Source organism: Seonamhaeicola sp. S2-3 (assembly GCF_001971785.1).
In the GTDB taxonomy this organism is placed as follows: domain Bacteria; phylum Bacteroidota; class Bacteroidia; order Flavobacteriales; family Flavobacteriaceae; genus Seonamhaeicola.
The window spans coordinates 1,755,167-1,781,558 of record NZ_CP019389.1; the positions used below are offsets into that span (position 1 = coordinate 1,755,167).

The 26,392-nt window shown below is 32.2% G+C and carries 21 protein-coding genes and 1 tRNA gene; 6 read left to right on the forward strand and 16 right to left on the reverse strand.

Annotation, left to right across the window (positions count from 1 at the left end):
* Window positions 1–20 precede the first annotated feature (20 nt).
* From BWZ22_RS08090 to pyrH, 3 genes are all read right to left on the reverse strand, one after another.
* Window positions 21–1,292 (reverse strand): DUF5686 family protein, encoded by a 1,272-nt coding sequence (locus tag BWZ22_RS08090; RefSeq protein WP_076699214.1) that lies wholly within the window; start codon window positions 1,290–1,292, stop codon window positions 21–23.
* A gap of 64 nt (window positions 1,293–1,356) precedes the next feature.
* Entirely contained in the window at window positions 1,357–1,914 is a 558-nt protein-coding gene (frr, locus tag BWZ22_RS08095; RefSeq protein ID WP_076699215.1) for a ribosome recycling factor, read from the reverse strand.
* Window positions 1,915–1,963: 49 nt separating this feature from the next.
* The gene (pyrH, locus tag BWZ22_RS08100; protein WP_076699217.1) at window positions 1,964–2,671 is read right to left on the reverse strand and encodes a UMP kinase; all 708 of its coding nucleotides are present in this window, start codon (window positions 2,669–2,671) and stop codon (window positions 1,964–1,966) included.
* 124 nt (window positions 2,672–2,795) lie between these two features.
* Here pyrH and BWZ22_RS08105 point away from each other — a divergent pair, with 124 nt between their 5' ends.
* Entirely contained in the window at window positions 2,796–4,202 is a 1,407-nt protein-coding gene (locus BWZ22_RS08105) for a serine protease (protein ID WP_083692238.1), read from the forward strand.
* A gap of 75 nt (window positions 4,203–4,277) precedes the next feature.
* On the opposite strand, the gene tsf is transcribed toward BWZ22_RS08105, so the two are convergent.
* The 4 genes from tsf to rplM all read right to left on the reverse strand — a co-directional run bounded on the left by tsf (window position 4,278) and on the right by rplM (window position 7,179).
* Window positions 4,278–5,252 carry a translation elongation factor Ts gene (gene tsf, locus BWZ22_RS08110; protein ID WP_076699220.1) on the reverse strand — a complete coding sequence of 325 codons (975 nt, stop codon included), beginning with the start codon at window positions 5,250–5,252 and terminating at the stop codon, window positions 4,278–4,280.
* A gap of 85 nt (window positions 5,253–5,337) precedes the next feature.
* Complete coding sequence (gene rpsB / locus BWZ22_RS08115; RefSeq protein WP_076699221.1) at window positions 5,338–6,111, reverse strand: 30S ribosomal protein S2; 774 nt, start codon at window positions 6,109–6,111, stop codon at window positions 5,338–5,340.
* Window positions 6,112–6,337: 226 nt separating this feature from the next.
* A complete protein-coding gene (gene rpsI / locus BWZ22_RS08120; protein ID WP_076699223.1) occupies window positions 6,338–6,724 on the reverse strand; it encodes a 30S ribosomal protein S9 in 387 nt (128 codons plus the stop codon).
* Window positions 6,724–7,179 carry a 50S ribosomal protein L13 gene (gene rplM, locus BWZ22_RS08125; protein WP_076699224.1) on the reverse strand — a complete coding sequence of 152 codons (456 nt, stop codon included), beginning with the start codon at window positions 7,177–7,179 and terminating at the stop codon, window positions 6,724–6,726. Before rplM ends, rpsI begins: the two co-directional genes overlap by 1 nt.
* 215 nt (window positions 7,180–7,394) lie before the next feature.
* Between rplM and BWZ22_RS08130 the strand changes: the two genes are divergently transcribed.
* Together BWZ22_RS08130 and dcm are read left to right on the forward strand one after the other, a co-directional pair.
* On the forward strand, window positions 7,395–9,341 hold the full coding sequence (locus tag BWZ22_RS08130; protein WP_076699226.1) for a YgiQ family radical SAM protein: 1,947 nt from the start codon (window positions 7,395–7,397) through the stop codon (window positions 9,339–9,341).
* A 69-nt stretch (window positions 9,342–9,410) separates the two neighbouring features.
* Window positions 9,411–10,643 (forward strand): DNA (cytosine-5-)-methyltransferase, encoded by a 1,233-nt coding sequence (dcm, locus tag BWZ22_RS08135; RefSeq protein ID WP_076699227.1) that lies wholly within the window; start codon window positions 9,411–9,413, stop codon window positions 10,641–10,643.
* Here dcm and BWZ22_RS08140 read toward each other — a convergent pair whose 3' ends face one another.
* From BWZ22_RS08140 to polA, 3 genes are read right to left on the reverse strand one after another with little or no spacing between them, the layout of a single operon-like run.
* Window positions 10,644–11,351, reverse strand: a complete 708-nt coding sequence (locus BWZ22_RS08140; protein ID WP_076699229.1) for a PmeII family type II restriction endonuclease — start codon at window positions 11,349–11,351, stop codon at window positions 10,644–10,646. It lies immediately after the preceding gene.
* 41 nt (window positions 11,352–11,392) lie between these two features.
* Window positions 11,393–12,346, reverse strand: coding sequence for a bile acid:sodium symporter family protein (locus tag BWZ22_RS08145; RefSeq protein ID WP_076699230.1), 954 nt, complete (start codon window positions 12,344–12,346; stop codon window positions 11,393–11,395).
* A 21-nt stretch (window positions 12,347–12,367) separates the two neighbouring features.
* A complete protein-coding gene (polA, locus tag BWZ22_RS08150; RefSeq protein ID WP_076699232.1) occupies window positions 12,368–15,211 on the reverse strand; it encodes a DNA polymerase I in 2,844 nt (947 codons plus the stop codon).
* A 167-nt stretch (window positions 15,212–15,378) separates the two neighbouring features.
* Between polA and BWZ22_RS08155 the strand changes: the two genes are divergently transcribed.
* Both BWZ22_RS08155 and BWZ22_RS08160 read left to right on the forward strand, forming a co-directional pair.
* Window positions 15,379–16,611, forward strand: a complete 1,233-nt coding sequence (locus BWZ22_RS08155; RefSeq protein WP_076699233.1) for a metallophosphoesterase — start codon at window positions 15,379–15,381, stop codon at window positions 16,609–16,611.
* A 151-nt stretch (window positions 16,612–16,762) separates the two neighbouring features.
* Window positions 16,763–17,059 (forward strand): co-chaperone YbbN, encoded by a 297-nt coding sequence (locus tag BWZ22_RS08160; RefSeq protein WP_076699235.1) that lies wholly within the window; start codon window positions 16,763–16,765, stop codon window positions 17,057–17,059.
* Here the strand turns inward: BWZ22_RS08160 and BWZ22_RS08165 are convergent.
* Together BWZ22_RS08165 and BWZ22_RS08170 are read right to left on the reverse strand one after the other, a co-directional pair.
* Entirely contained in the window at window positions 17,056–17,709 is a 654-nt protein-coding gene (locus tag BWZ22_RS08165; protein ID WP_076699237.1) for a polysaccharide deacetylase family protein, read from the reverse strand. The two genes, BWZ22_RS08160 and BWZ22_RS08165, sit on opposite strands and share 4 nt — an antisense overlap.
* Before the next feature lie 6 nt (window positions 17,710–17,715).
* Window positions 17,716–21,018, reverse strand: coding sequence for a DUF2723 domain-containing protein (locus BWZ22_RS08170; RefSeq protein ID WP_076699238.1), 3,303 nt, complete (start codon window positions 21,016–21,018; stop codon window positions 17,716–17,718).
* 152 nt (window positions 21,019–21,170) lie between these two features.
* On the opposite strand from BWZ22_RS08170, the gene BWZ22_RS08175 reads away from it, so the two are divergent.
* A tRNA-Gln gene (locus BWZ22_RS08175) sits at window positions 21,171–21,243 on the forward strand.
* Between the two features lie 157 nt (window positions 21,244–21,400).
* On the opposite strand, the gene BWZ22_RS08180 is transcribed toward BWZ22_RS08175, so the two are convergent.
* The 4 genes from BWZ22_RS08180 to BWZ22_RS08200 form a co-directional block, all read right to left on the reverse strand.
* Window positions 21,401–22,588, reverse strand: coding sequence for a hypothetical protein (locus BWZ22_RS08180; RefSeq protein ID WP_076699240.1), 1,188 nt, complete (start codon window positions 22,586–22,588; stop codon window positions 21,401–21,403).
* A 311-nt stretch (window positions 22,589–22,899) separates the two neighbouring features.
* A complete protein-coding gene (locus tag BWZ22_RS08185) occupies window positions 22,900–23,697 on the reverse strand; it encodes a hypothetical protein (protein ID WP_076699241.1) in 798 nt (265 codons plus the stop codon).
* Window positions 23,698–23,972: 275 nt separating this feature from the next.
* Entirely contained in the window at window positions 23,973–25,028 is a 1,056-nt protein-coding gene (locus tag BWZ22_RS08195; protein ID WP_076699245.1) for a hypothetical protein, read from the reverse strand.
* Complete coding sequence (locus BWZ22_RS08200; RefSeq protein ID WP_083692241.1) at window positions 25,028–26,392, reverse strand: DNA cytosine methyltransferase; 1,365 nt, start codon at window positions 26,390–26,392, stop codon at window positions 25,028–25,030. Before BWZ22_RS08200 ends, BWZ22_RS08195 begins: the two co-directional genes overlap by 1 nt.

Genomic DNA, 26,392 nt, shown 5'->3' on the forward strand with positions numbered 1-26,392 from the left:
GAAAAAACGCTTATATAACATCATAAAGTCACGTTAAATGTGAACTTTAAAGCTATATTATCTGTAAATTCGGGCAAATAGTAGGCTCCGTAGCGGTAAGTAAAGCTTAAACCAAAACCAAAGAACAATTTATTTATTTCAAAACCAGATTCTGTATATCCTTTTTTTAAAGATTTAAACGTAATATTTTCATGTTTTTCTGGTTGTTTCATATCGCCAATGGCATATCTTGAAATAAGTACCAGTTGTGGCTTAAACCGTTTTGAAACATGAAAGGGTTTAAAGAAACGTTTTAATTGAATGGTTGTAAACTTATCTGAAAAAAACTCATTAAAATACATGGTTTCAAAGCTATTTAGTCCTGCAACAGAAAATCGTTGCATTACGGTTTCTTTAGTAATATTGTTAGGGTAGGCGTGGTACATGTGTGTTAATGGTGTGTCGCCATTTGCAATTCCAGAGACTAGAGTTATTTCAGTATAATTGTCTTTTTCAACAATAAATTTATGCACCGTTCTAAAATCTATTTTAGAAAAATTAAAGTTGCTTTTAAACACATTTTTAATACTCTTTGAATATTGTAACGTGAATTTAGGAAAGCCAGATTTAGTTTCTTTAGTTTCGTTTTCTGATGAGGTAAATTCACTAAACGGACTCCAATGAAAAGCAATTTTAGCCATACTTACATGAAACTTACTAAGAGATACATTATCTGAATTAAACACATAATTATAAGTTGGATGAATTCTGCTTATTGAAAATTCTGTTTTTGTTGATACCGAGTTTAAAAGCTGATGTTCTATTGAAAAGGCTTTGGTAATGTGTTTGTGAAACAAGTCAATATTGAGTAGTCTGGGTTCAAAAAACTGAAAAAATCTGCCATCTGTTAAAAATTTTGTACTGCCGGTTTCTTGTAAATCATCGGTGTAAGAAAAGTTTAACCACGTATTGGTTTTTTTAGCAATTTTAAAACCAGCACCTACACCAAACTTAAAGCGGTCATCTTTAAACCCGTAAACAGAATAACCGTTAATTCTAAACTTTTTAGAAAACGTATCGTTGGTGGTACCACCAATTCCGGTTCTAATGCCTTCGTATTGGTTAAATTTAATTAAATACCTTAAATCAAAATTGAAATATTTAGTAGGCAGATACCCATTACCAAGATGCTTTACAAAAGCTTTTTTTTTAACAGAATCTTTGGCTACTTCAATAGTGTTTTTTAGTGAAGATTGTGCATAACATACATTAAAACAAAGAATATAAATTAATAAAGCGCATTGTTTTAACATATAGTTGGTAAAGTGGAAAGGTTTGTTAAAAAAAGCGACTTTAAAGTCGCTTTTTTTAACTTATTTAAACAGTCATGATTTCTTTTTCTTTAACACTTAAAATGTCATCCGTTTTTTTAACGTAAGAATCTGTCATTTGTTGTATGTCAATTTCAGCATTAGCTTTAAGGTCTTCAGAAGCATCGTCTAATTTTTTAATATCATGCATAGCATCTCTTCTGGCGTTTCTAATACCTATTTTGGCATCTTCAGCTTCAGATTTTGCTTGTTTTGCTAAATCTCGTCTTCGTTCTTCAGTTAAAGGAGGTACGTTAATAATGATACTTTCGCCATTATTCATAGGGTTAAAACCTAAATTGGCAATCATTATAGCGCGTTCTATTTCTTGTAGCATGTTTTTTTCCCATGGTTGAACAGTAATGGTTCTTCCATCTGGTGTGTTTACATTTGCTACTTGGTTTAACGGTGTTTGAGACCCGTAATAATCAACCATAACACTTCCAAGCATTGCAGGAGATGCTTTTCCTGCTCTAATATTTGCTAATTGTTTTTCTAAATGAGCTATGGCATTATCCATAGATTCTTTAGCAGTGTCTAATATAAATTGTATGTCTTCGTTCATTATGATATAATTTTTGTTTGACAGTAACTATTCAAAAATTACGCCAATTTTATACGTTAACTACGGTGCCAATTTTTTCTCCAGACACCACTTTGAGTAAATTTCCTTTCTTATTCATGTCAAAAACAATAATTGGTAATTCATTTTCCTGACTAAGCGTAAAGGCTGTTGTATCCATAACTTTTAGACCTTTTCGTAAAACTTCATCAAAAGAGATATTATTGAATTTAATGGCAGTATCATCTTTTTCTGGATCTACATTATAAATACCGTCTACACGTGTACCTTTTAAAATTACATCTGCTTCAATTTCAATGGCTCTTAAAACAGCTGCCGAATCTGTTGTGAAATATGGGTTTCCTGTACCACCACCAAAAATAACTACGCGCCCTTTTTCTAGGTGTCTCATGGCTCTTCTTCTAATAAAAGGTTCTGCTACTTCATTTATTTTTATAGCAGTTTGTAGTCTGGTAGGTATTCCAGCATCTTCTAAAGCACCTTGTAAAGCTAATCCGTTAATTACGGTTGCTAGCATTCCCATGTGGTCTCCTTGTACTCTATCCATACCTTTACTGGCTCCGGCAACACCTCTAAAAATGTTACCACCACCTATTACAATGGCTACTTCTACACCTTTATCGGTAATGGTTTTTATGTCTTGCGCATATTCGGCTAAACGTTCTGGGTCTATACCATACTGGCGATTTCCCATTAAGGCTTCACCTGATAATTTTAGAAGTATTCTTTTATATTTCATAATGTTTTTTGAGGTTTAGCAAATATACAAATAGATTTAACACATAGATATTCAAAAATTATTTTAAGTAATTTTAATTTGTTGGTTACGTAGAATTATTATTTTTACAATTAAATAATTAATTATGAGTAGATTATGTAATCCATTTTTCTTGTTTGTATTGATGCTTATTTTGGGGTCTTGTGAAAAGCAAAAGTTAGATACCAAATTAATAGCTAATAAATACCAAAAAGGAGTTGTTAAGGTGCTAATTTTTGATCCGGAATTAGAGAAGAAAAAAGAAGGCTCAGGGTATTTAAGCCGAGGCTCTGGTTTTTTTGTTACAGATGATGGATATTTATTTACAAACAAGCACGTAGTAGAATATTGTGTTAAAGGTTACATAGATTATAATTATTATGATAAAAATAAAAAGATAAAACCAACCATTTCTGTTTATTCTGAAGATATAGTTAAGAACAAAAACCTTGTTAAAGTTTATAATACTGGTCACCCTATACCTGTAATCCAGGTGTTTAATAGTCATCATGAAAATGATTATAAACTTTATAAAGCAGAGGTAGTTGCTATAGGTTCTGGAAATTATGATGGGGCATTGTTAAAAATTATTAGTGATTTTGAAGGTAATCCAGTAAGAGAAACGTTTACCACCATACCTATTGGTAACTCTGATGATGTTGCCCAAGGAGAACAATTGTGTGTTTATGGATACCCGCAACAGGTAAGAGGTTCTTCAAATTTAACGCTTAAAGATATGAGTACTTTAAGCATTGGTATAATGAGTGGACTAGATTTTAATTTTAATTCAGATTATGGTTATTTAAAAACCGATGCAGAAATTCATGGAGGGAACAGTGGTGGGCCTGTTTTTAGTGAAAAAAATAAGGTTATAGGTATTGCAACTGCAAAAGGAAATATAACTGGCATTGGTTTAGTAAGTGGTATAAATGGTATGTATTATATATCGGCAATAGATAGTAAAACCCATAAAAAGATAATTGATAATGGTTTAACTATGCCAGAACGTTTGGCTTCTATTAACACTATGACAGGTGAAAAACTACCAATTAAAACGGTTAAAGAGATAAATGCTATTATTGAAGCTAGAAAGCCAAAGAAAAAAACGTCTTTGTATTCTAATTTTACAAGTAATAAAACAGGGCTTTATACAAAATCAAAAGTTTATTTTTCTAATGTATCAGTAAAACAAAATGATAATAAAATACCAGGAAAGTCTAAACAGTATACTAGATTTTCAATAGATCGAAATAAGGGCGGAAAAATATGGGTGTATGTAGACAATTACCCTAATAAATTGAATACTGAACAATTAAGGGTTTACCTATATAAATATTCTAATTTTGTTAAAAAATATACTAAAGTTAAAGATTTAGTTTATAACATTAATAAAAGTTATGATTACACTTTTTTTTCTCATGATTTTTATGAGGCTGGTAAATATAAATTCTATGTATATTCTAAAGAGAATAGTTTTGTAAACTCTGGTGCACTAGAGTTATATTTTAAATGATAGTAACATGTAGAGCATAAAAAAGCGGAATCAAATCTTGATTCCGCTTTTTTTATTTATATAAAGATATTATTACTATCCTAAAGTAACACGTTTAAAACCTGTAATTTCAACTTCACCATAAGAAGAAACATATTTTTCAACCGTAACTTTTTCATCTTTAATAAAGTTTTGGTTTAATAAACATTGTTCTTGGTCTAAAGTTGTATTATCAGAAATAAAACGTTGCATTTTACCTGGTAAAATTCTATCCCAAATTTGCTCTGGTTTACCTTCAGCTTTTAATTCTGCTTTGGCATCTTCTTCAGCTTGAGCTAAAACTTCAGGAGTTAATTGAGACATAGAAATGTATTTTGGCACATTTTTAAGTGTTTTTCCTAAACGCTCTAATTCTTCGTTGTCTTTTTCAATAACTGCAATTCTTGCTTCAGTTTCAGATGCAACATATGCAGGGTCAAAATCTTTGTATGATAATGTTGTAGCTCCCATTGATGCAATTTGCATTGCAACATCTTTAGCTAAAGTTTCAATGTTATCTACAACACTAGAAAAACCAACAATAGCAGCAATTTTGTTAATATGAACGTAAGAACCAACATAAGCTGCTTCTATTTTTTCAAAAGCTTTAATATCTAATTTCTCACCAATTACACCAGTTTGTTCAACTAATTTTTCGGCAACAGAAATACCTCCAAAATCAGCAGCTAAAAATTCTTCTTTAGTAGCACAGTTTAAGGCAATTTCTCCTAATTGGTTTGCTAAGGCTAAAAAGTTTTCGTTTTTCCCAACAAAGTCTGTTTCACAACCTAATACAATAGCAACACCAGCAGTATTATCTGCATTTACTTTTGCAACAGCTGCACCTTCACTAGATTCACGGTCTGCTCTTTTTGCAGCAACTTTTTGTCCTTTTTTACGTAAAACTTCAATAGCTTTATCAAAATCTCCTTCGGCTTCAACTAAAGCTTTTTTGCAGTCCATCATTCCTGCGCCAGTTGCTTTTCTTAATTTATTTACTTCAGCCGCTGTAATTTTTACTGTAGTACTCATAGTTATTATTATTTAAAAAAGTCGCTTAATCAATTTTCAGCAAAGAAAAGAATTAAACGACTTATTTGTGTTGTGTTTATGTTATTTATTCTTCTTCTTCAGCAACTACTTTTTTAGCTGGGGCAGCTTCTGCTTTAGGAGCTGCTTTTTGAGCAGCAGCAGCTTCTTTTTCTGCTTTACGCTCTGCTAAACCACTAGCAATTGCATCTGTTACGTATGATAATATTTTATCAATTGATTTAGAAGCATCATCATTTGCTGGAATTACATAATCAACTTGACGTGGGTCTGAGTTGGTATCTACCATTGCAAATATTGGAATGTTTAATTTTTGAGCTTCTTTAATAGCAATGTGTTCACGCTTAATATCAACAACAAATAATGCTCCTGGTAAACGTGTCATATCACTAATAGAACCTAAGTTTTTTTCTAACTTAGCTCTTAAACGGTCTACTTGTAAACGTTCTTTTTTAGAAAGTGTGTTAAAAGTTCCGTCTTTCTTCATTCTATCAATTGAAGCCATTTTTTTAACAGCTTTTCTAATAGTAACAAAGTTAGTTAACATACCTCCTGGCCATCTTTCAGTAATGTAAGGCATGTTAATAGAGCCTGCTTTTTCAGCAACAATATCCTTAGCTTGTTTTTTTGTAGCTACGAATAAAATTTTTCTACCAGAGGCTGCAATTTTAGATAATGCTGCTCCGGCTTCATCAATTTTAGCTGCTGTTTTGTAAAGGTTAATAATATGGATACCGTTTCGCTCCATATAAACGTAAGGAGCCATGTTTGGATCCCACTTACGTGTAAGGTGCCCGAAATGTACACCTGCTTCAAGTAATTCTTTTACTTCTACTGCCATTTTTGTAATAGTTTACGTTCTGTTGAATTAGCAATGATTAAGTGGTCTTTATAATTAATAAATCGCCTTAATCATTTAGATGCTAAACTAATTCCTGTCTGTTAAGACTAGGACAACAATAACTGGTTTTTGTTTTATTCTGAAATTTTTTCAGAAACTTTTTAATTAAAATTGAACCCGTTTCAGATTTATAGCATATAAATTCTGAAACAAGTTCAAGGTGGTATTAACGTTTAGAGAACTGGAATTTCTTACGCGCTTTCTTCTGACCGAATTTTTTACGCTCTACCATTCTTGGGTCTCTAGTTAATAAACCTTCTGGTTTTAAAATTGCTCTGTTCTCAGCATCCACTTCACATAAAGCACGAGATATTGCTAAACGTACAGCTTCGGCTTGACCTGTAATGCCACCTCCATATACATTTACTGTAATATCAAAGTTGCCATCATTGTTAGTCAAAGCTAAAGGTTGATTTACTTTATACTGTAATGTTGCAGTAGTAAAGTAATCTGCTAAGTCTTTTTTGTTCACCGTTATGTTCCCTTTTCCTGGGGCAACATAAACACGAGCAACAGCCGTCTTTCTACGGCCAATTTTGTGAATTACATCCATTATTTGAATTCGTTTAAGTTAATTGTTTTAGGTTTTTGAGCTTCATGTGCATGCTCTGAACCTACAACAACTGTAAGGTTACGGAATAAAGTTGCTCCTAATTTGTTTTTAGGCAACATTCCTTTTACTGATTTTTCTACTATTCTTGCAGGATTTTTTCCAAACAATTCAGTAGCAGTTAAACTTCTTTGACCACCTGGGTAACCTGTGTGACGGATATATGATTTATCTGTCCATTTGTTTCCAGTTAAGTTGATTTTTTCTGCATTAATAACAATCACGTTATCTCCGCAATCAACATGTGGCGTGAAGTTTGGCTTGTGTTTACCTCTTAAAAGTTTTGCAACTTTAGAAGCTAAACGACCAAGCGTCTGACCTTCAGCATCAACTAAAACCCACTGTTTGTTTGCAGTAGCTTTGTTGGCTGAAATAGTTTTGTAGCTTAATGTGTCCAAACTAATTTTTTTTATTTATTAAACATTCCTCTCTTAAAAAAGAGTTTGCAAATTTACGATTAAATATTTGATTACCAAATAGTGTAAGAGCTTATTTTTGAACTTATTTACTCTTTCTCTTTAGCTTAATTTTAAAGGGACAAAAGAAGGATTATTAAAACCAACATCTTTAACTTAATTAATAAGCATTTTAATTTGCCTATTTTTGCACTGCTATGCAAGAGTTAAAACTTTCAAATTGGTTGCCTACCACAAACAAAGAGGTGAAAATAAGAGGATGGGATGAACTTGATGTTATCCTGTTTAGTGGAGATGCGTATGTAGACCATCCTACTTTTGGGCATGCTGTAATTGGGCGTTTGTTAGAAAGTTTAGGGTTACGGGTGGCTATTGTGCCCCAACCTAATGTAAATGATAATCTTCAGGATTTTGTGAAACTTGGTGCACCTAAATTGTTTTTTGGGGTTACCGGTGGCTGTATGGATCCAATGATTAGCAATTATAACGCTAATAAAAGACGAAGAAAAAAAGATGCTTATACACCAAATGGTGATATTGGGTTTAGACCAGACTATGCTACAACGGTATATTCAAATATTTTAAAAGAAAAATGGCCAGACGTACCCGTTTTAATTGGTGGTATAGAAGCATCTTTAAGACGTGTTACACATTACGACTATTGGAGCGATAAATTAATGCCTACTATTTTAGAGAGCTCTAAAGCCGATATGTTGGTGTATGGTATGGGAGAACAGCCATTACGAGAAGTAGTTAGGTTATTGCAAAAAGGCGTACCTTTTAGTAGTATAAATACGGTGAAACAAACAGCTATTTTGGTTGATAAAAATGCTAAAATACCTAAGAATAGTAATTGGGAGGATGTTGAAATTGCTTCGCATGAAACATGTTTAAAAGATAAAAAGACCTACGCTTCTAACTTTAAAATTATTGAGCAAGAATCTAACAAACTTTATGCACGACGCATTTTTCAGAAAGTAGGCGATAAAACGTTGATGATTAATCCGCCTTATCCAACCATGACTGAAGACGAAATTGATGCGTCTTTTGATTTGCCTTACACCAGATTACCACACCCAAAATATAATAAACGAGGTCCTATTCCTGCATTTGAAATGATAAAATTTTCAATTAACGTGCACCGTGGGTGTTTTGGTGGTTGTAGTTTTTGCACCATTTCTGCTCATCAAGGAAAATTTATTGCATCTAGAAGTCAGGAATCGGTATTGAAAGAAGTGGATCAAGTGACAAATATGCCCGATTTTAAAGGTTATTTATCTGATATTGGTGGCCCTAGTGCTAATATGTATAAAATGAAAGGCAAGGTGCAATCTATTTGCGACAAATGCGTTGCTCCAAGTTGTATTTCACCAGTAATATGTAGTAATTTAGATACGTCACATAAACCGTTAACCCAATTATATCAAGCGGTTGATAGTCATCCTAAAGTAAAAAAGTCTTTTATTGGTTCTGGTATTCGTCATGATATGTTGGTGCCCGAGTTTAATAAAAATGCAGACCCAAAAGAGTTAGATGATTATACCGAAGAGGTAATGACCAAACACGTGTCTGGTAGACTTAAAGTGGCTCCTGAACATACTAGCGATCCCGTTTTAAAGTTGATGCGCAAACCATCGTTTTCTTATTTTCATAAGTTTAAAGAGCGGTTCGATAAAATCAATGTAAAGCATAAATTAAAACTACAGTTAATACCCTATTTCATTTCAAATCATCCTGCTTGCGAAGCCGAAGATATGGCAAATTTAGCTGCCGAAACTAAAGATATGGGCTTTCAGTTAGAGCAAGTGCAAGGTTTTACTCCAACACCTATGACGGTGGCTACCGTAATTTATTACAGTGGTTACCATCCGTACACACTTAAAAAGGTGAAAACTCCTAAAACACAAAAAGAAAAAGATGAGCAACATCGATTTTTCTTTTGGTATAAAGATGAAAACAAAGCGTGGATAAGAAATACCTTAAATAAATTAGGTCGTCAGGATTTACTGGATGTTTTGCTTCCTAAAAAAGAAGAAAAATGGCGTAAAAATAAACCAAGGAAACCCAAACACACTTTTGATGATGCGGTTCCTTTTAATCAGAGAAAGAAGAAAGTGAAGTATAGGAAGAAGCGTAGAAAGTAGGTTTTTAAAATTATTTTTTTATTTCCATTTCTTTGTTAAATTTGTAACCATTGTGTAAGGTTGTGTAATATGGTTATAAAAGAATGCTATTCGCTAGCAGAAGCTGCTAAAATTTTAGGAAAAAGTAAAGAAACTCTTAGAAGATGGGATAATGACGGAAAGTTAAAAGCTTTAAGAGAGCCTGTAAGCGGCTATCGTATCTATAAAAAAGAAGATATTAATGACCTTATCAAGCCCTTGTTTGAAAATTTAGATGAAGATGTTGATAATTCCGAAAAACCAATTAAGGAATATAAAGTTTTAGAATTATTTGCTGGAGCAGGAGGATTAGCAATAGGCTTAGAAAAAGCAGGAATTAAATGTGTAGCTTTAAATGAAATTGATAAATGGGCTTGTCAAACACTAAGAAAAAATAGACCTAATTGGAATGTCCTTGAAGGAGATATTAAATCCTTTAGTTTTGAAAATTTTAAAGACGAAGTTGATATTGTTACTGGTGGATTTCCTTGCCAAGCATTTAGTTATGCTGGAAAAAAATTAGGGTTAGAAGACGCAAGGGGAACACTTTTCTATGAGTTTGCTAGAGTTGTTAAAGAAGTTAATCCTTTGATTTGCTTAGGTGAAAATGTGAAAGGATTACTATCTCATGATAAAGGAAAAACCCTTAAAGGGATGATGTCTATTTTAGAAGAAATAGGTTATAATGTTGTACCTGTACAAGTTTTAAAAGCAATAAATTATAAAGTGCCTCAAAAAAGAGAACGACTTATTTTAGTTGGTGTTAGAAAAGACATAGATGTAAAATATGAGTACCCTAAACCTTATCAGTCTATCTACAATTTAAAAGATGCTTTAAAAAAAGGAAAATTATACGATTCAGATGTTCCTAAATCTGATGGAGCAAAATATCCCGAGAGCAAAAAAGTTGTATTAGATTTAGTCCCACCTAAAGGGTATTGGAGAGATTTACCTCTTGATATTCAAAAAGAATACATGGGTAAAAGTTTCTATTTAGGAGGAGGAAAAACGGGAATGGCTAGGCGTATAGGTTGGGATGAACCAAGTTTAACTTTAACTTGTAGTCCTGCACAAAAACAAACTGAAAGATGTCATCCAGATGAAACAAGACCATTTACTGTTCGTGAATATGCGAGAATCCAAACTTTCCCTGATGACTGGGAATTTGCTGGTTCAATCTCGCAGCAATATAAACAGATTGGTAATGCGGTTCCTTGTAATTTAGGGAAAGAAATAGGTTATTCTTTAGTTAAATTTTTAAACGATTATTATAAATCAAAATAATTAATCAAACTTAGCTTTTATTTCTACAGCTAATTTTGAAATTGTATCAGATACAACTTTAGTGGCATTAACTTCTAAAGCTACTTCACCAATAGCATCAATTAATTCGAAGTAAAAATTTTCTTGACCAGTTAATCTGTGCCAAAAATCTTGACCAACAATAACAGGGTAGTTTTGCTCTATTTTTTTGTAATGAGAACTTAAATCTATTGGATCCCCGTATATTACACCTACTATCATGTCATTAATGCCAATATTTAGATTATTAGTTCTTGCTAAATTTCTAACACCATTAAAATGATTAACTATTGTCACAACATCATCTTTGTTAATTGTGTTTGGACCAGCCTTTAATTGGCAGTATTTTTTTCTTTTATCAATTTCATCAATAAATTCAATATCTATTCCTTGTGTTGTAGATCCTAAGCCTTCAAATAGGCTACTAATTAAACTTTGGATTTTCATTCCAAATGAAGTATTTATAGAAGTTCCTAAAATTCTAGGTAATACCAATGCCTTAGCTATACTTTCTGGCTTATCATTACCCGTTAAAAAGTTAGCTAAATACTTATAAAGAAAAGGATTTATGTTATAGGAAGATAGTTTACTAGCTCTTTGACAGGCGTTATTTATATGGTTTTGAACAATTTCAGCACGAAAGAAACTTTTTGCATTTTCAATTATTTTTTGTTTTTGTTGACTGTTCATTTAAAATTTTGTTTTCTGCCAATTTAAGAATTTATAATCAATTAATATCTTCTACCATGCTTAGCAGCAATTACACTAATAGCTACAATTTGAAACGCATGAAACATCATGATAGGTAATAAAATAATACCTAAAAATGATGCATTTTGAAACAGTATTTTAGAAAATACAGTACCGTGTACTAAAGATTTTTTGGTACCGCAAAACTGAGCTGTAATACGGTCTTCAATAGAAAAGTTTAATTTTTTTGCAATAAAGCCAATAAAGAAAAACACAATCCAAAATATTAGTATTGCAATAGCTAAAACCACCAATAATTTTAAACCGCTTAAGTTGTTAAATATACCATCTAAAAACGATTTTGAAAAGCTTTTATAGATAATCAATAAAATCACGCTTTTATCAAATAGCGTAATTTTTTTACTGTGTTTTAATGCAAAATCTCCTAAAAAGCGTCTTAATAATAAACCTAAAATTACAGGTGCTAAAATTTCTAAGAGTAATTTTTGATAGATGTTTATTAAGTTATAATCGGTTTCGGTAGATGTTATAAAAAAGCCAATCCATAATGGTGTAAGCATCACACCAATTAATCCAGAAATACTAGCATTAAAAATGGCAGCAGGAATATTACCTTTAGCAATAGAAACCATCACTACTGATGATGATACAGTTGAAGGTAAAGCTGCTAAAAACATAAAAGCCAACCATAATGTTTTAGTGTCTTCTGTTATAAATGGATAATAAGCAAGTACGATTAAAGGGAAAATAATAAAAGTTGTAGCTTGAATTAATACGTGTAACTTCCAGTTTTTTAAGCCAGTTTTGATTTGTTGTGGACTTAATTTAAGTCCGTAAAAAAAGAAAATAAAAGAAATGCCAATGCTACTTAAGGTATTTAAAATCTGTGCACTTTCACCTTTACCTAAATCTGGATAAATGTATGCGGCTATAACTATAATTATAATAGCAATTACAAACTTATCTATCTTCAAAACTTATAAAAGAATTTATGTTTAATGCGCTTCTAGCCAGTTTTCACCAGTATCTAAATCAACATCTAAAGGCACTTCTAGTTTATAGGCATTTTCCATTTCGGTTTTTACTAAGGTTTTAATGCTTTCTAGTTCAGGTTTGTAAACATCAAATACCAATTCATCATGTACTTGTAAGAGCATTTTGGTTTTAAAATTGCCTTCATTTAGTTTTTTATGAATATTAATCATAGCAATTTTAATAATGTCTGCAGCACTACCTTGTATAGGAGCGTTAACGGCATTTCTTTCGGCAGCACCACGTACTACAGCATTTCTAGAATTAATATCTTTTAAATAACGGCGGCGCCCTAACACGGTTTGTACATAGCCATTGTCTCTAGCAAATGCCACTTGGTCACTAATAAAACCTCTAAGTTTTGGGTAGGTTTCGTAGTAGGTGTCTATTAGTTCTTTAGATTCGCTACGTGTTAAATTGGTTTGATTGCTTAATCCAAAGGCAGACACCCCATAAATAATTCCAAAGTTTACCGTTTTTGCATTACTACGTTGCTCTCGGGTTACCTCATTTAAAGGTACATTAAATACTTTTGAAGCGGTAGAGGCATGAATGTCTTCACCATTCTTAAAGGCTTCAATCATATTTTCTTCTTTACTTAAAGCAGCAATTACGCGCAATTCTATTTGGGAATAATCGGCAGCTAAAAGTGTGTAGTCTTCGCTTCGCGGAATAAAGGCTTTTCTAACCTGTCTTCCTCTTTCGGTTCTAATCGGAATATTTTGAAGGTTAGGGTTATTACTGCTTAATCGTCCCGTAGCAGCTACGGTTTGCATATAATCGGTATGTACGCGTCCTGTGCTTTCTTCAACCTGATTTGGAAGCGCATCCACATAGGTGCTTTTTAGTTTTGAAAGTCCTCTAAATTCTAAAATATTCTTAATAATGTCATGGTCTTTTGCTAAATAACTCAATACATCTTCAGAGGTTGAATATTGGCCAGTTTTGGTTTTTTTAGGTTTATCTACAAGCTTCAACTTTTCAAATAGAATAATGCCCATTTGTTTTGGTGAGGCAATATTGAACTCTTCGCCAGCGGCATCGTAAATTTTTTGCTCTAACAATTTTATGTCGTTATCTAAGGCTTCAGCTAGTGAATTTAAAAAAGCTTTATCTAAGTTAATACCTTCTAATTCCATATCGGCTAATACACGAAGTAATGGAATTTCTATCTCATCAAATAGTTTTTGGGTATTGGCTTCACCTAATTCATTTTGAAAATGCTCTTTTAGTTGCAAGGTAATATCGGCATCTTCAACGGCATATTCGGTTTGTTTTTCTACAGGAACTTCGCGCATTGATAACTGATTCTTACCTTTTTTTCCAATAAGCGACACAATGGAAATAGGCGTATAGTTTAAATAGGTTTCGGCAAGTACATCCATGTTATGACGCATGTCTGGATTAATGAGGTAATGCGCCAACATAGTGTCAAATAGTTTGCCTTTTACATTTACATTATATTTTGCTAATACTTTGATGTCATATTTTAAATTCTGACCAATTTTTTCAATGGTTTCACTTTCAAAAAACGGACGGAGATCTTCAATTAATTCTTGAGCTTCGGTTTTGTTTTCTGGAAATGGTATGTAATAGCCCTTACCAATTTCCCAAGAGAATGCAATGCCTACTAATTCGGCAGTTATAGGGTTTATGTCTGTAGTTTCAGTATCAAAACAAACGCTAGTTTGTTGCATTAGCTTTTCAAGAAATAACTTTTTAGCTAAGGGTGTATTTATAAACTGATATAAATGCGAGGTGTTTTCAGCGGTATTTCTTGTGTGGGTTGCGGTGGTTTCATTGGCTTTTGTTTCGGGATTGCCAAATAATGAAAACTGACCAGCACCAGCAGATGGTTTTGGTTTTACAGGTATTTTATCTTCTTTTGAAGATGTTTGATTGCTAACATTAGTGGTAGCATCTCCATCGGCAAAGGTTTTTAAGAAATTTTCGGTTAGTCTTCTAAATTCTAATTCTTGAAAAATAGATTTAACTTTTTCAACATCAGGATGATCTAATTCAAAATCTTTGGCGTTAAAAGTTACGGGTACATCTAGCATAATGGTGGCTAGTTTTTTTGATAGCATTCCTAATTCGCCATTAGCTTCTACTTTCTCCTTCATTTTACCTTTTAGCTGGTCTGTATTGGCCAGCAAGCCTTCCATAGAACCAAATTGGTTAATGAATTTTTTGGCTGTTTTTTCGCCAACACCAGGGAGACCGGGAATATTGTCACTAGAGTCTCCCATCATTCCTAAAAAGTCAATAACCTGCAACGGGTCTTCAACTTCAAATTTTTTCTGAACCTCTGGAATGCCCCAAGTTTCATAACCCCCGCCAAATACAGGGCGGTACATAAAAATATTTTCAGATACCAATTGCGCAAAATCTTTATCGGGCGTTACCATAAAGGTTTTATAGCCTTCTTTTTCGGCTTGTTTAGAAAGGGTTCCTATAACATCATCGGCTTCATAACCTTCTTTCACCATAATGGGTATGTGCATTGCTTTTAAAATGTCTTGAATGTACGGGATTGCTATTTTTATAGCTTCGGGTGTTTCGTCTCTATTAGCTTTATAGGCTTCAAACATTTCAACTCTATCGGCACTTCCACCTTTATCAAAACAAACCGCTAAATGGTCTGGACGTTCACGTTTTATAACATCTAGCAATGAATTCATAAAACCCATAATGGCCGAGGTATCTACACCTTTTGAATTGATTCGTGGATTCTTTATAAAAGCATAATAACCACGAAAAATTAAAGCGTAAGCATCTACTAAAAAAAGGCGTTTTTGTTCAGACATTTTTTAAAATTTGATAAGAAATCAAATCTACAAAAAGTTATGCGGAAACAGAACTGTAACATAGTTACATTTTTTTCGTCTAAATATAAATCTTAACTATTAGTTAAATATAGTTAGGTTTTTAAGTTATAATTTGTATTACTACTATCTTTGAATAAAAAATAAACATGCTTCGCTGGATAATTTTTATACTGCTTTTTGGAATTATTGATGTTTACGCATACCAAGCGTTTAAAACAATTTCTAAAAATCAATGGTTAAATATTTTGTATTGGGTGTTATCAATACTAGTGCTTGGTAATTTTGTATTTAGGTTATTTAATTTAAATAGAAGCGATTTTGGAACACCTCATGCCTATGCGTTTGGTTTTGTAGTGGCTTTAATGGTGCCTAAAATTATTCTTTTAATGAGCATGTTTGCCGAAGATATTTTTAGAGTACCACATGCTATTTACAGGTATTTTACCGAAGGAGAGGCTGCTAAAGGTAATTACATGCCTTCTAGACGTGCTTTTATTTCTAAAGTAGCTTTAGGTTTGGCAGCGGTTCCGTTTGCATCTATTCTTTATGGAATATATAAAGGAAAATACAATTTCAAGGTGTTAAAATATACTTTGCATTTTGAAGATTTACCCACGGCTTTTGATGGTTATAAGATTACCCAAATAAGTGATATCCATTCTGGAAGCTTTGATAATATGGATAAGGTAAAATATGGAGTTGATTTAATAAACGAACAACAAAGTGATTTAATATTATTTACAGGCGATATGGTAAATAATAAAGCAGACGAAATGAAACCTTATGTAGATGTATTTAATAAACTTAATGCCAAAGATGGGTTGTATTCAGTATTAGGAAATCATGATTACGGCGATTATGTAAAATGGGAATCAAAAGAAGCGAAGCGTAAAAATTTAGAAGATTTAAAAGCAATTCAAAAAGAAGTTGGGTTCGATTTATTGTTAAATGAACATAGATTTATTGAGAAGAATGGAGAACGTATAGCTTTGATTGGTGTTGAAAATTGGGGTGCTGGCGGATTTAAAAAAGCAGGCGATTTAAAACAAGCTTCTGCAGCCGTTGATAAAGATGATTTTAAAATATTAATGAGTCATGACCCATCACATTGGGAAAAAGAAGTTATTTACGATGACTATCATTACCACTTAACATTAAGTGGCCATACCCACGGTATGCAGTTTGGTATTGAAATACCTGGTTGGTTTAAATGGAGTCCAGTAAAATGGCGTTATAAATATTGGGCCGGTATTTATGAAGAGCTTGGGCAGTTTATTAATGTTAACCGTGGATTTGGTTATTTAGCTTTTCCAGGACGTGTTGGTATTTGGCCAGAAATAACAGTAATAGAACTTAAAAAAGGCACAAAAACAGCATAAGCAGTTTAAAATTGTGTTGTTTCCGTGTTTTTTTAATAAATTAGTCATGAAGATAACCACTATTTTGTAGTTGATTTTTAAGTAATTAACTAAATAAGAAAAAAATATGTAGGTTTGTAATACAGCATGATGCCAATTAATACTAAATAGTATGTCGAAATTTGGGGAACTTATAGATGTAGAAATTCCAGTTTTATTAGAATTTTATACCAGTTGGAATGATCAATCTGCTGATATGCATCTTGTTTTAAGAGATGTAGCTGCTGCACTTGGAGATAAAGCTAAAGTGATTAAAATTGATGTTGATAAAAATGAAGAATTAGCCGAAGCTTTAAGAGTAAAAACACTTCCTACATTAATTATTTATAAAGATGGCGAAATGAAATGGCGACAAAGTGGCGATTTAGATGCTACCACTTTAATAAATATTATTCAGGAATATGTTTAAGATATAGCCTTAAACGTATAATCTAGTTTGCTAAAATAATCTAAAACTTTTGGGAGCGCATACATCATGTTTTTTGATGCTTTTACACTGTCGTGAAATACAACAATACTTCCAGATTTTGCTTTAGAAATTACGTTGTTAAAGCAAGTTTCTTCACTAACGTTTTTATCCCAGTCAAAAGATAAAACATCCCACATTATAATTTTATAACCTAACGCTGTTAGTTGTTTTCCTTGTTTTAGTTTAATTTTTCCGTAAGGAGGTCTAAAAAGCTGTATTGCTGTAGGTTTAGTGTTTTTAGCTTGGAATTTAGAAAGCTGTTTTTTGCAATCTTCAATGTTTTTTAAATAGACGTTAGTTTTTGTGTTCCAACCTTTCATATGGTTTTGAGTGTGGTTCCCAACGCTATGTCCCTGGTTTATTATGTTTTTAAAAATATTAGGGTGGTTTTTTATATTTTTCCCAATACAGAAAAAAGTGGCTTTAGCGTTATATTCACTTAAGGTTTTTAAAACCCAATTTGTTATTTCTGGGGTTGGACCGTCATCAAAAGTTAAATATATTGTTTTATTTGATGAAGGGATGTCCCAAATGTAATTTGGGAACATCCTTTTTGCTATAACTGGTGTTTTTATTGGGGTTAAGGACATGCCTTATTAATTGCTTTCTGTAATACTATCGGGTGTGGTGGGTATGTCTTTATCTATAGGTTGTTCTTCAGGTTCATCATCACCATAAAATAATTTAAACATCCTTAAATAATCATTGAAAATATCGCCTTCGGTTTCAGCAAATTCAACATCATATTTAATTAAAACATCAATTAGTGCTTTGTAGCGCTCAATATCTGTAAAAATATCTTCAAACAGTTGTTTTTGGCTTTCTGGTTTTAAACTGCTGTAGTATTTTAAATTTTCTTGATATTTCTGTGCTACATCTTTGTACAGTTGTTGGGCTTTTTCTTTGTTTCCAACTTCGTAATAAGCGCTAATGTAAGGTTCTAAAAGAGTATAGTACCCATAGTAATCAACGGGCATATTGGTCATGGCAATATTTGCTATTTCCTCTGCCTTGTCTAATTTGTTTTCGTTTATTAATTGTTCAATTAATCTGGCTAAATTACCTCTGTAAGTAATTGAGTTTTTTCTAGTTTCAGGATCGTGGTATATGTCTGCACCACTATTACCCCAATACCAATTTTTAACTTGTTCATACATAATATCGGTATCAACTCTACCCATATCAAAAGGATTTGCTTTATTAACAGGTGTTTTAATGGGCACTAGTTTGTAGCACATGCCGTCAAGTTGTAGGTAGTCTTTCATCCATATGTAATCATCATCGCCAAAGCTACCGCCTGTAAAATAAATAGGGCGTTTCCATTCATTATTAGCAACAATATCTAGCATTAATAAACGGTTTTTATATAGTGCTCCTTCTTTTACATGTATATCAATGTATGGTACAATTTTATCGGCATCTTCTTCTTTTACAATACCATATTTTAATGCATTCTCTTTGTTTACAGGAAGTCTTAAATACTCTGTTGGTAAATATCTTGCATTAAGTTCTCTTGAAGGATATGCATTAACATCGGCATCTGTAAATTGTTGTAAATAGAATTTAAACCTAGTTTTAGGGTTATCGCTTGTAATAAAGTTTAAAGCTTCTTTAATTTCAATAGTGTCTTTTGCAATAGGTGCTATTCTTACATAATCATTAGTGCCATATTTATAATCATCATGGGTTAATTGTGATGGTATAGGGTCACTTTCATAAGCTTTACGTTTCATTTGGTCTATGTACCAATCAGTTTGAAATAAACTGGTGTTTACAATACGTACATCGGTCCTATAACCTTCAATTTCTTGAGCATACCAAAGCGCAAAGGTGTCATTATCGCCAATGGTAAAAAGTATGGCATTTTCTGCACAAGAGTCTAAGTATTTTCTAGCCATAGCTTGTGCTGTGTATTTTCCAGAGCGGTCATGGTCATCCCAATTATTGGCTGCTAAAATGCCTGGAACTAATATTAAGCAAACAATAGTAATAACTGGTGCCGCTAGCTTTTTGGGGACATATTTTTTTAGTGCGTCATAAATGGCATAAACCCCAAAACCAATCCATAGTGCAAAAACGTAGAAAGAACCTACTACCGAATAGTCACGCTCTCTAGGTTCAAAAGGGCGTACGTTTGTGTATACCTGAATGGCAAGTCCTGTAAATAGGAAAAACACTAACATAACCCAAAACAGTTTCTTGTCTTTATTAAATAAAAAGAAGAAACCAATTAGTCCTAAGATAAGTGGTAACAAATAATAGGTGTTTCTAGCTTTGTTGTTTTTAACATCGCTGGGTAAGTTGTCTTGAGAGTAACCTAAATGCATTTCGTCAAGGAATTTAATACCGCTAATCCAATTACCATGATTGTCATATCTTCCTTGAATATCATCTTGTCTACCTGCAAAATTCCACATAAAATAACGCCAATACATGTAGCCTAATTGGTATTCAAACATATAAGCAAGATTGGCACCTAAAGAAGGTTTTTCTATATCAAAATAAGAAGGACCATATTGTTTTAAAAATCTGTGGTAGTCTTCATAATCTACATTTCCTTCGTAGACATCTTTTTTAAAGTTATTAACCAAAGAACGCAACTCATTTTGCATTTGATATTCTGGTTTTAGCTTAAAATCTAAAAAACCACTAAACATCATGTAATTTTCGGCATGTTCACCACTCCACATACGTGGTAAAATAGAAGCGTGTTTAGAGTTGTAGTTTTGCCTTGCGTTTTTATAATCGTTTACAATAATATATTTGCCTTTGTCTTCATCTTTTTCATATTTAGGCTTGTCATCTTTATATGGATTGTTTTCATCTAAAGCAGCATATTGATCTGTAAACTGAGGCCCATAAAATAAATGTGTTTCTGGGTATTGTTCTAAATTATAATACGCTAAAAGTTCTCTAGCACTAGAAGGGTTATTTTCATTAATAACTACATTGGCATTAGCTCTAATGGGTAGCATTAACCAAGTGGAAAACCCTATAATAATGAATGTTAAACACAAGATACCGGTGTTTAAATGTGTGTAGTTTTTCTTTCGGGTGTATTTAAGTGCATAAAAGATAATGGCCACTAGCATAATTCCGGCAATAATAGAGCCCGAGTTAAAAGGTAATCCAATAGAATTTACAAAAAATATTTCTGATGCACTAAATATTTTAAGAATGTTAGGAGCTAATAGTTTAAATACAAATAATAAAACCGCCACCGAAACAATATTAGCAATGATAAAGTTTTTAACAGTAATGGTTTTATAGTTTTTAAAGTAGTAAATAAGCCCAATGGCGGGTATGGTTAAAAGTCCCATAAAGTGAACACCAAAAGAGAGCCCAATAATAAAGGCAATTAAAATAAGCCAACGGTTGCCACGTGGTTTATCCATGTCCTGCTCCCAACGTAACCCTAACCAAAATAGAATAGACATAATTAAGGTTGCCATGGCATAAACTTCGGTTTCAACAGCGTTAAACCAAAATGAATCTGTAAAGGTAAATGCTAAACTACCAACCAAACCGCTGCCAAGAATGGCTAGTGCTTTTGGTTGGTTATCTTTACTACTACCAACAATTTTTTTAAGTAATAAGGTGATTGTCCAGAACATAAAAAGAATAGTGAATGCACTGGCTACAGCACTCATCATGTTCATCATCCAACCAATAAGCTCATTGTTACCAAAAGTAAACATTGAGAAAAATGCACCAAGCATTTGAAATAATGGCGCTCCAGGTGGATGCCCAACTTGTAATTTAGAAGAGGTTAATATATATTCTCCTGCATCCCAAAAACTAACTGTGGGCTCAACTGTTAAACTATACGTTATAAGTGCAACTAAAAAAGAGAACCACCCTAACAGCGTATTCCATTTTTTAAAGTTATTATTAGACATAAAATAGATTGTTTATTTGCTGTGGCGAATTTAGTAATAAATACGTTATATCAAGATTTTTTAAGTAAACGTTAAGGATTTAGAATTATTTTTTTCAAAAAATGTTTGTGCAGAAAAAACTTTGTATTAAATTTGCACCCTCAATTACACAATGGCCTATGGTGTAACTGGCAACACGTCTGGTTTTGGTCCAGAAGAGTCTAGGTTCGAGCCCTAGTAGGCCAACAAGTAATTTATAAGTCCTTGCAGTAAAATGTAAGGACTTTTTTTATGGGTTTATATTTTGGTAAGAAGTGGAACCGCCTTTAAAAAAGGTTTCTAATTATAATTTTAGGATACATTATGGGCTTGTGCAACGGTTACCGTTGTTGTACGCAGTGTTTTAATCATTTAAATGTTTATCTCTACTCTCTAATAATTTCTCAAATGTCGGATACTTTTTTATTTTCTTGGTATTCAGTTCTTTCACAAAATTTTCTTTAAAATCTTCATCTTCGAGTTTTTCTAAAAATGTGTTATTCTCAAAATATTCAGATTGTATTTTTAATCTTCTAAACATTTCTTCCTCAAAATCTTTTGAAATCATACCATTGAAATTGTCTATTAATTTGTGCTTCTCTATTGGTTTATAAAAAACAAAACCATCAAACACATCATTATATTTAACTTCTTCCATTCCATTCCACATATCAAAGTCATCATTTCCGAAAATAGAATTATTAAAATCAAATCCAATATCATCTATTTTCTGCTTTTTGAATGATGCATCCCATTTTCCATTTTGGATGAGTTCATATTCCCATTTTTGCTCTTTTCTTGAAAAAATGGGACAGTTTATTAGAATACTTACTACTCGATTACCGAAATAATCTGAAAGGAATTTACCAGAGTTTTGTTGCAGTTCTCCATTACTTCTAATTGTGTGAATTTTAAATGCGTGTCGGTAGTTTAATATAACTAGTGCTTTCTTTTTTGCTTTAGGTTCTATACTTTCAAATTGATTGATAATGTTGTAAGCAATTATGCTATCTCTTGGTTCAATTTCAAAATCTTGCTCTCTTTCGTAATCCTCAACATTATGTACTTTATTCCAGTCAAATTCTGAATCGGAAGGGTAAAGTGAAATTTGATTTTCGGATGTGTTATTAACATCGTAGATAGTTTTTAAAAGATAATTGAAATTATATCTTTCCCAAATGAACCAAAAGCTTGCATTCTGTTGAAATTTAGTTATTTTTCTCTCTATGGAAATACTATCTAAATCTTTTGATTTTAAAAACTCTGTAATTTCTGGTTGAAGATTTATAATTCCATTTTCAATAAAGATATTTTTTACGTTTTTTTTAAAATATTCATCAGTCAAAACATCTTTTATTAATTCGTATTGAGAAAATTCGCTGTGATTTCTTTCACACAAAATTACAATGTCATGTTTTTTAAACTGCTGTAAGATGTAATCTTTTGCAGATTTCTTTTCTATTTTTTTTAAATAATCAACGTAAGGTTTTATTTCAGAGTTTTCAGAACAACTAAAAATTGTTAACAGAAATATCAGTAAAATATTTTTCATAGTTCTCAATTCAGGGTTCTGTTTCCGACATTGCGTACAACGTGTTTCTTTAGTTTGTATTAAATAACTTTAGATAGAAAATCCGCGAGGACTTTCGTAAATTGGCTAAAACCAAGCAATTAATTATACACGGTGTACCTGTTGCACAAGATAAGAAAAAGCTATAATGCAATTGTGTAAAAAAGTCAAATTTCTTATCTTTATATATGCAGGGAAAAAAGACAAGTCTATAAAAACAGAAACCGCCTCTAAAGACAGTTTCTAATTATAATTTTAAGATAAATTATGGGCTTGTGCAACGGTTACCGTTTTTATTGGTTAATATCATTAAAATCATCTACAAAACTTAAAGGATATTCATCAAGCTTATGAAATTCAGCCCTATATTTTTTATCTGTTATAAATTTTGGAATATCTAACATTAAATGAGATGTCTTTTCTAGAACAAACTTTTCGAAATGATTCCAATTCATTTCCCATTCAGAACCTTGTCCAACTCCTTCAAGAAAATTACTTTGGTCATCTAGATAATACATTTTATCTCCTCCGAATTTATATGTATAAAACATTAATGATTTTCTAAAATTGTTTAAGTTTTCAAGGTATTTTTTGTCTTTATAATTTTTTTCTGTAAAAAAACGACAAAACGACCACCACCTTGAATAGTAAGGAATATGGTTAGAGTAATGTTCTTTGTTTATAGTTAAATAGTCACAACCATTTTCATTATCAGAATTCAATGAGAAGTTTGGATGGATTAATTCCTTTTGTTCTTCTAATATTGTTTCTTCATTGGGTAATTTTCCTTCGTAATAAATCCAGTAGTCTGGATTATAGAATAATTCATTTCCAAACTTACTATGGAGTTCTTTTAGTTGGAAACTATCGTCAATAAGCCTAAACGTTTTAAAATCTTTGTGCTTTACAATTTTGTCTATGATAACAAGTTCATCTTCTTTTTCTTTTCCTAATAGTTTAAAATGTTCTTTTTGTCCGAAATATCCATATTCAATATTTATATCAATGCGAGATATAATATCTTCTGCAAGTTCTTTTACACTTTCAGTATTCAGTTTATGATTTCCTATTGGCGAGATATCCCTTCCCATTTCAGTTTTTCTAGTTTATGCCCAAAAGTCTTGGTTATGCGTAGTGCGGGATTTCAAGGCACTTCACTTTCCGTTTAGCAGTTAGTTTATTTAATGTAATTACTTTCATATTAGTACTTCCGCCCGCATTACGTATGGCCATTGTTGGGCAATCGTACTTTTTTTTCGTCCGTCTGTCAGCGTTGGCAAAGACATACTCTTTGGCAATTTTTGGCTTGTGTGTTGGCTTTAGCAAATTACAAATGTGTATGGCTTTTAGCGTTGGCATTATTCAGTCAGAATATTAATTCTTTTAACATTTGTTTTATGTCTAAATGTTTTGCTCCTTGAACTGACTTTGAGTTCATTCCAACCAACTCAACCCAATCCATAATCTTTTTCTTTTCTGTCGTTTTTTCATTCCAATATTCAGACAATTCGATTGCTGAAGTATTAACCAAAATTTCCAACACAGAATCTATATTATCAAACAACTTTATAAATACTCTAGGAATGTTTTTATACGTTTTGTTTTTAATAAAATAATCTGCTTTTCCACCAGCAGTAAATAAATCTCTTACATTCGGACAAACAATAGCTTCTCGTGTTACAAGCCATATTGCAAGTCGAGCAAATTTATCTCCACGATTACTAAAAACCTCTGGAAAATAAACCATTGCTCTGTTTTTAATCTCTTGCTTTTCTTTTAAGCTCAAGTTGTTCCAAACATTTATAACAAGATTACTTGCTTGTTCTGTGTCTTGAATCCACCACAAATCTTGACCAGGTTTCAACTTACTTTTATAGTAGTCCGTAATTGGCTTAATCGGATTTTTCTTTTGACGCAAAGTATCATAAGGTGTATTGATTTTGTCAAAAATGGTTTTTCCCTCCTCCAAGTCCATATCGATTAAATACCTTGGCGAATGTGTAACAACAACTTCTGATAAACATTCTTCATAAGCACGACACCTAAATTCAATTGGTTTTCCAAGTTTACCGAAAAGCATAAAAATTCGCTCGACATCATCTACTCTTGTAGATTCTAATACACTATTCCCTGTTGTTTTCCAATGGTTTTTAGTTGTTGTTTTGACTTCTATACCATAAAACTTTTTCGCAACAATGTCTGGGAACTTTTGTCCTCCAATTAATTCAATTGAATTTTCAAATTGCGAACCTACAGCTAAATCGGTCATTACATCTCTAACATAAGGTTCAAGCTTCGCACCTTTTAATTGTTCAATCTTTTTAGGTGATTTCTTTGCGTGAATATTTAATTCTTCAATTGTAGAATGTAATAAAGCGTTGAACTCACTTTTATGTGGTTCTGAATTAACTGATACTACCATTATTTTTTAAAATATAAATCCCAAACATCTTCTATTCTTTTTGCTAAATTGTAAGCGAGTAGTGGTGGAACCGCATTACCAATTACTTTATAAGCTTTTGATGGACTTACTAAATAGGAACCTTTACGACCGTTTTTATTAGGTATTACAAATTCATAATCAGGTGGAAAAGTTTGTATTAGCGCACACTCTCTAGGGGTCAAACGCCTTTCCTTCAGCCCTTTAGAAAGTTCATCTGTTAAAATTCCACCGTTTTTTTTAGATAATCTTCTAAACTCTATATTTCCGTGATGTTCTGCCCTAATTGTTGGACTTATTCCATCTAACTTTATCTCTATTTGTCCTTGGCAATGCTTACCCATAAATTTTGCTTTTGAGTAAAATTTTTGAGATAAATCTTTTGAGTTTTCAGGCTCTTCTAAATTTACGAAAAGTTCTTTTAAATCTACATGACGTTTTAAATCTTCTCCGTCAGTTGTGTAAGCGTGAGTTGGTCTAGGATACGGATTGTATTTATCTGAAATGTATTCTCTTTCTAATTGTTCAAGAGCGGATTTTTTTAATGCAGATTTTTTTATACCAATAAAGAAGACTCGTTCCCTTGATTGCGGAACACCATAATCTGCTGCGTGTAAAACACGAGGATTTAAAACTAAATATCCATTATCTCCAGCTGAAGAGAAATCATTTTGAATAATGTCTTTGACGTTTGAAAGATTTACTAAACCTTTGACATTTTCTGCAATAAAAATTTTAGGTTGAGTTATTTCTATAACTTGTTTCATCCACATATAAAGTTGCCCACGAGTTTCTTCTGTTGCACAAGTTTCTGTATTTAGTTCTCCTTTATGGTTTTTATGTGAATTAAATCCGTTTCTTTTTCCGGCAATACTAAAATCTTGACAAGGGAAACCACCAGTTACGATGTCTATATTTTTCGGAAAAACCTTTGTTCCGTTTTGGTGTAATTTTACTAAATCAACAATGCTGTCAGTTTGGTAGAGTTCTGCGTTGTGTCCTCTTTTTGAAAAATAGTTTACCCAAGCGTTTCGTGCATCTTTTAAAATGTCATTTGCAAAAACTGTTTTAAAACGTGTTTTTGAAAGTTTAACGAAGTTATTATCAAGTTCTTCACTTATAAAGTCAGGATTTAAAATCTCGTTTACAGATGATTTTAAAACAGAAAAATCTCCTTCAAAACCTAAATCCATTCCGCCACAACCAGAAAATAAAGAAAGCATATTTAATGTTGATTTTCTCTTTTGTTCTTTTTTATTGGCTTTTGGTTTAGAGTAAAACTTTACTGCTAATTGAGGTTCTTCAACTACGCTTAAATTTACTGTTTCAGTTGTTAATGATTGCAT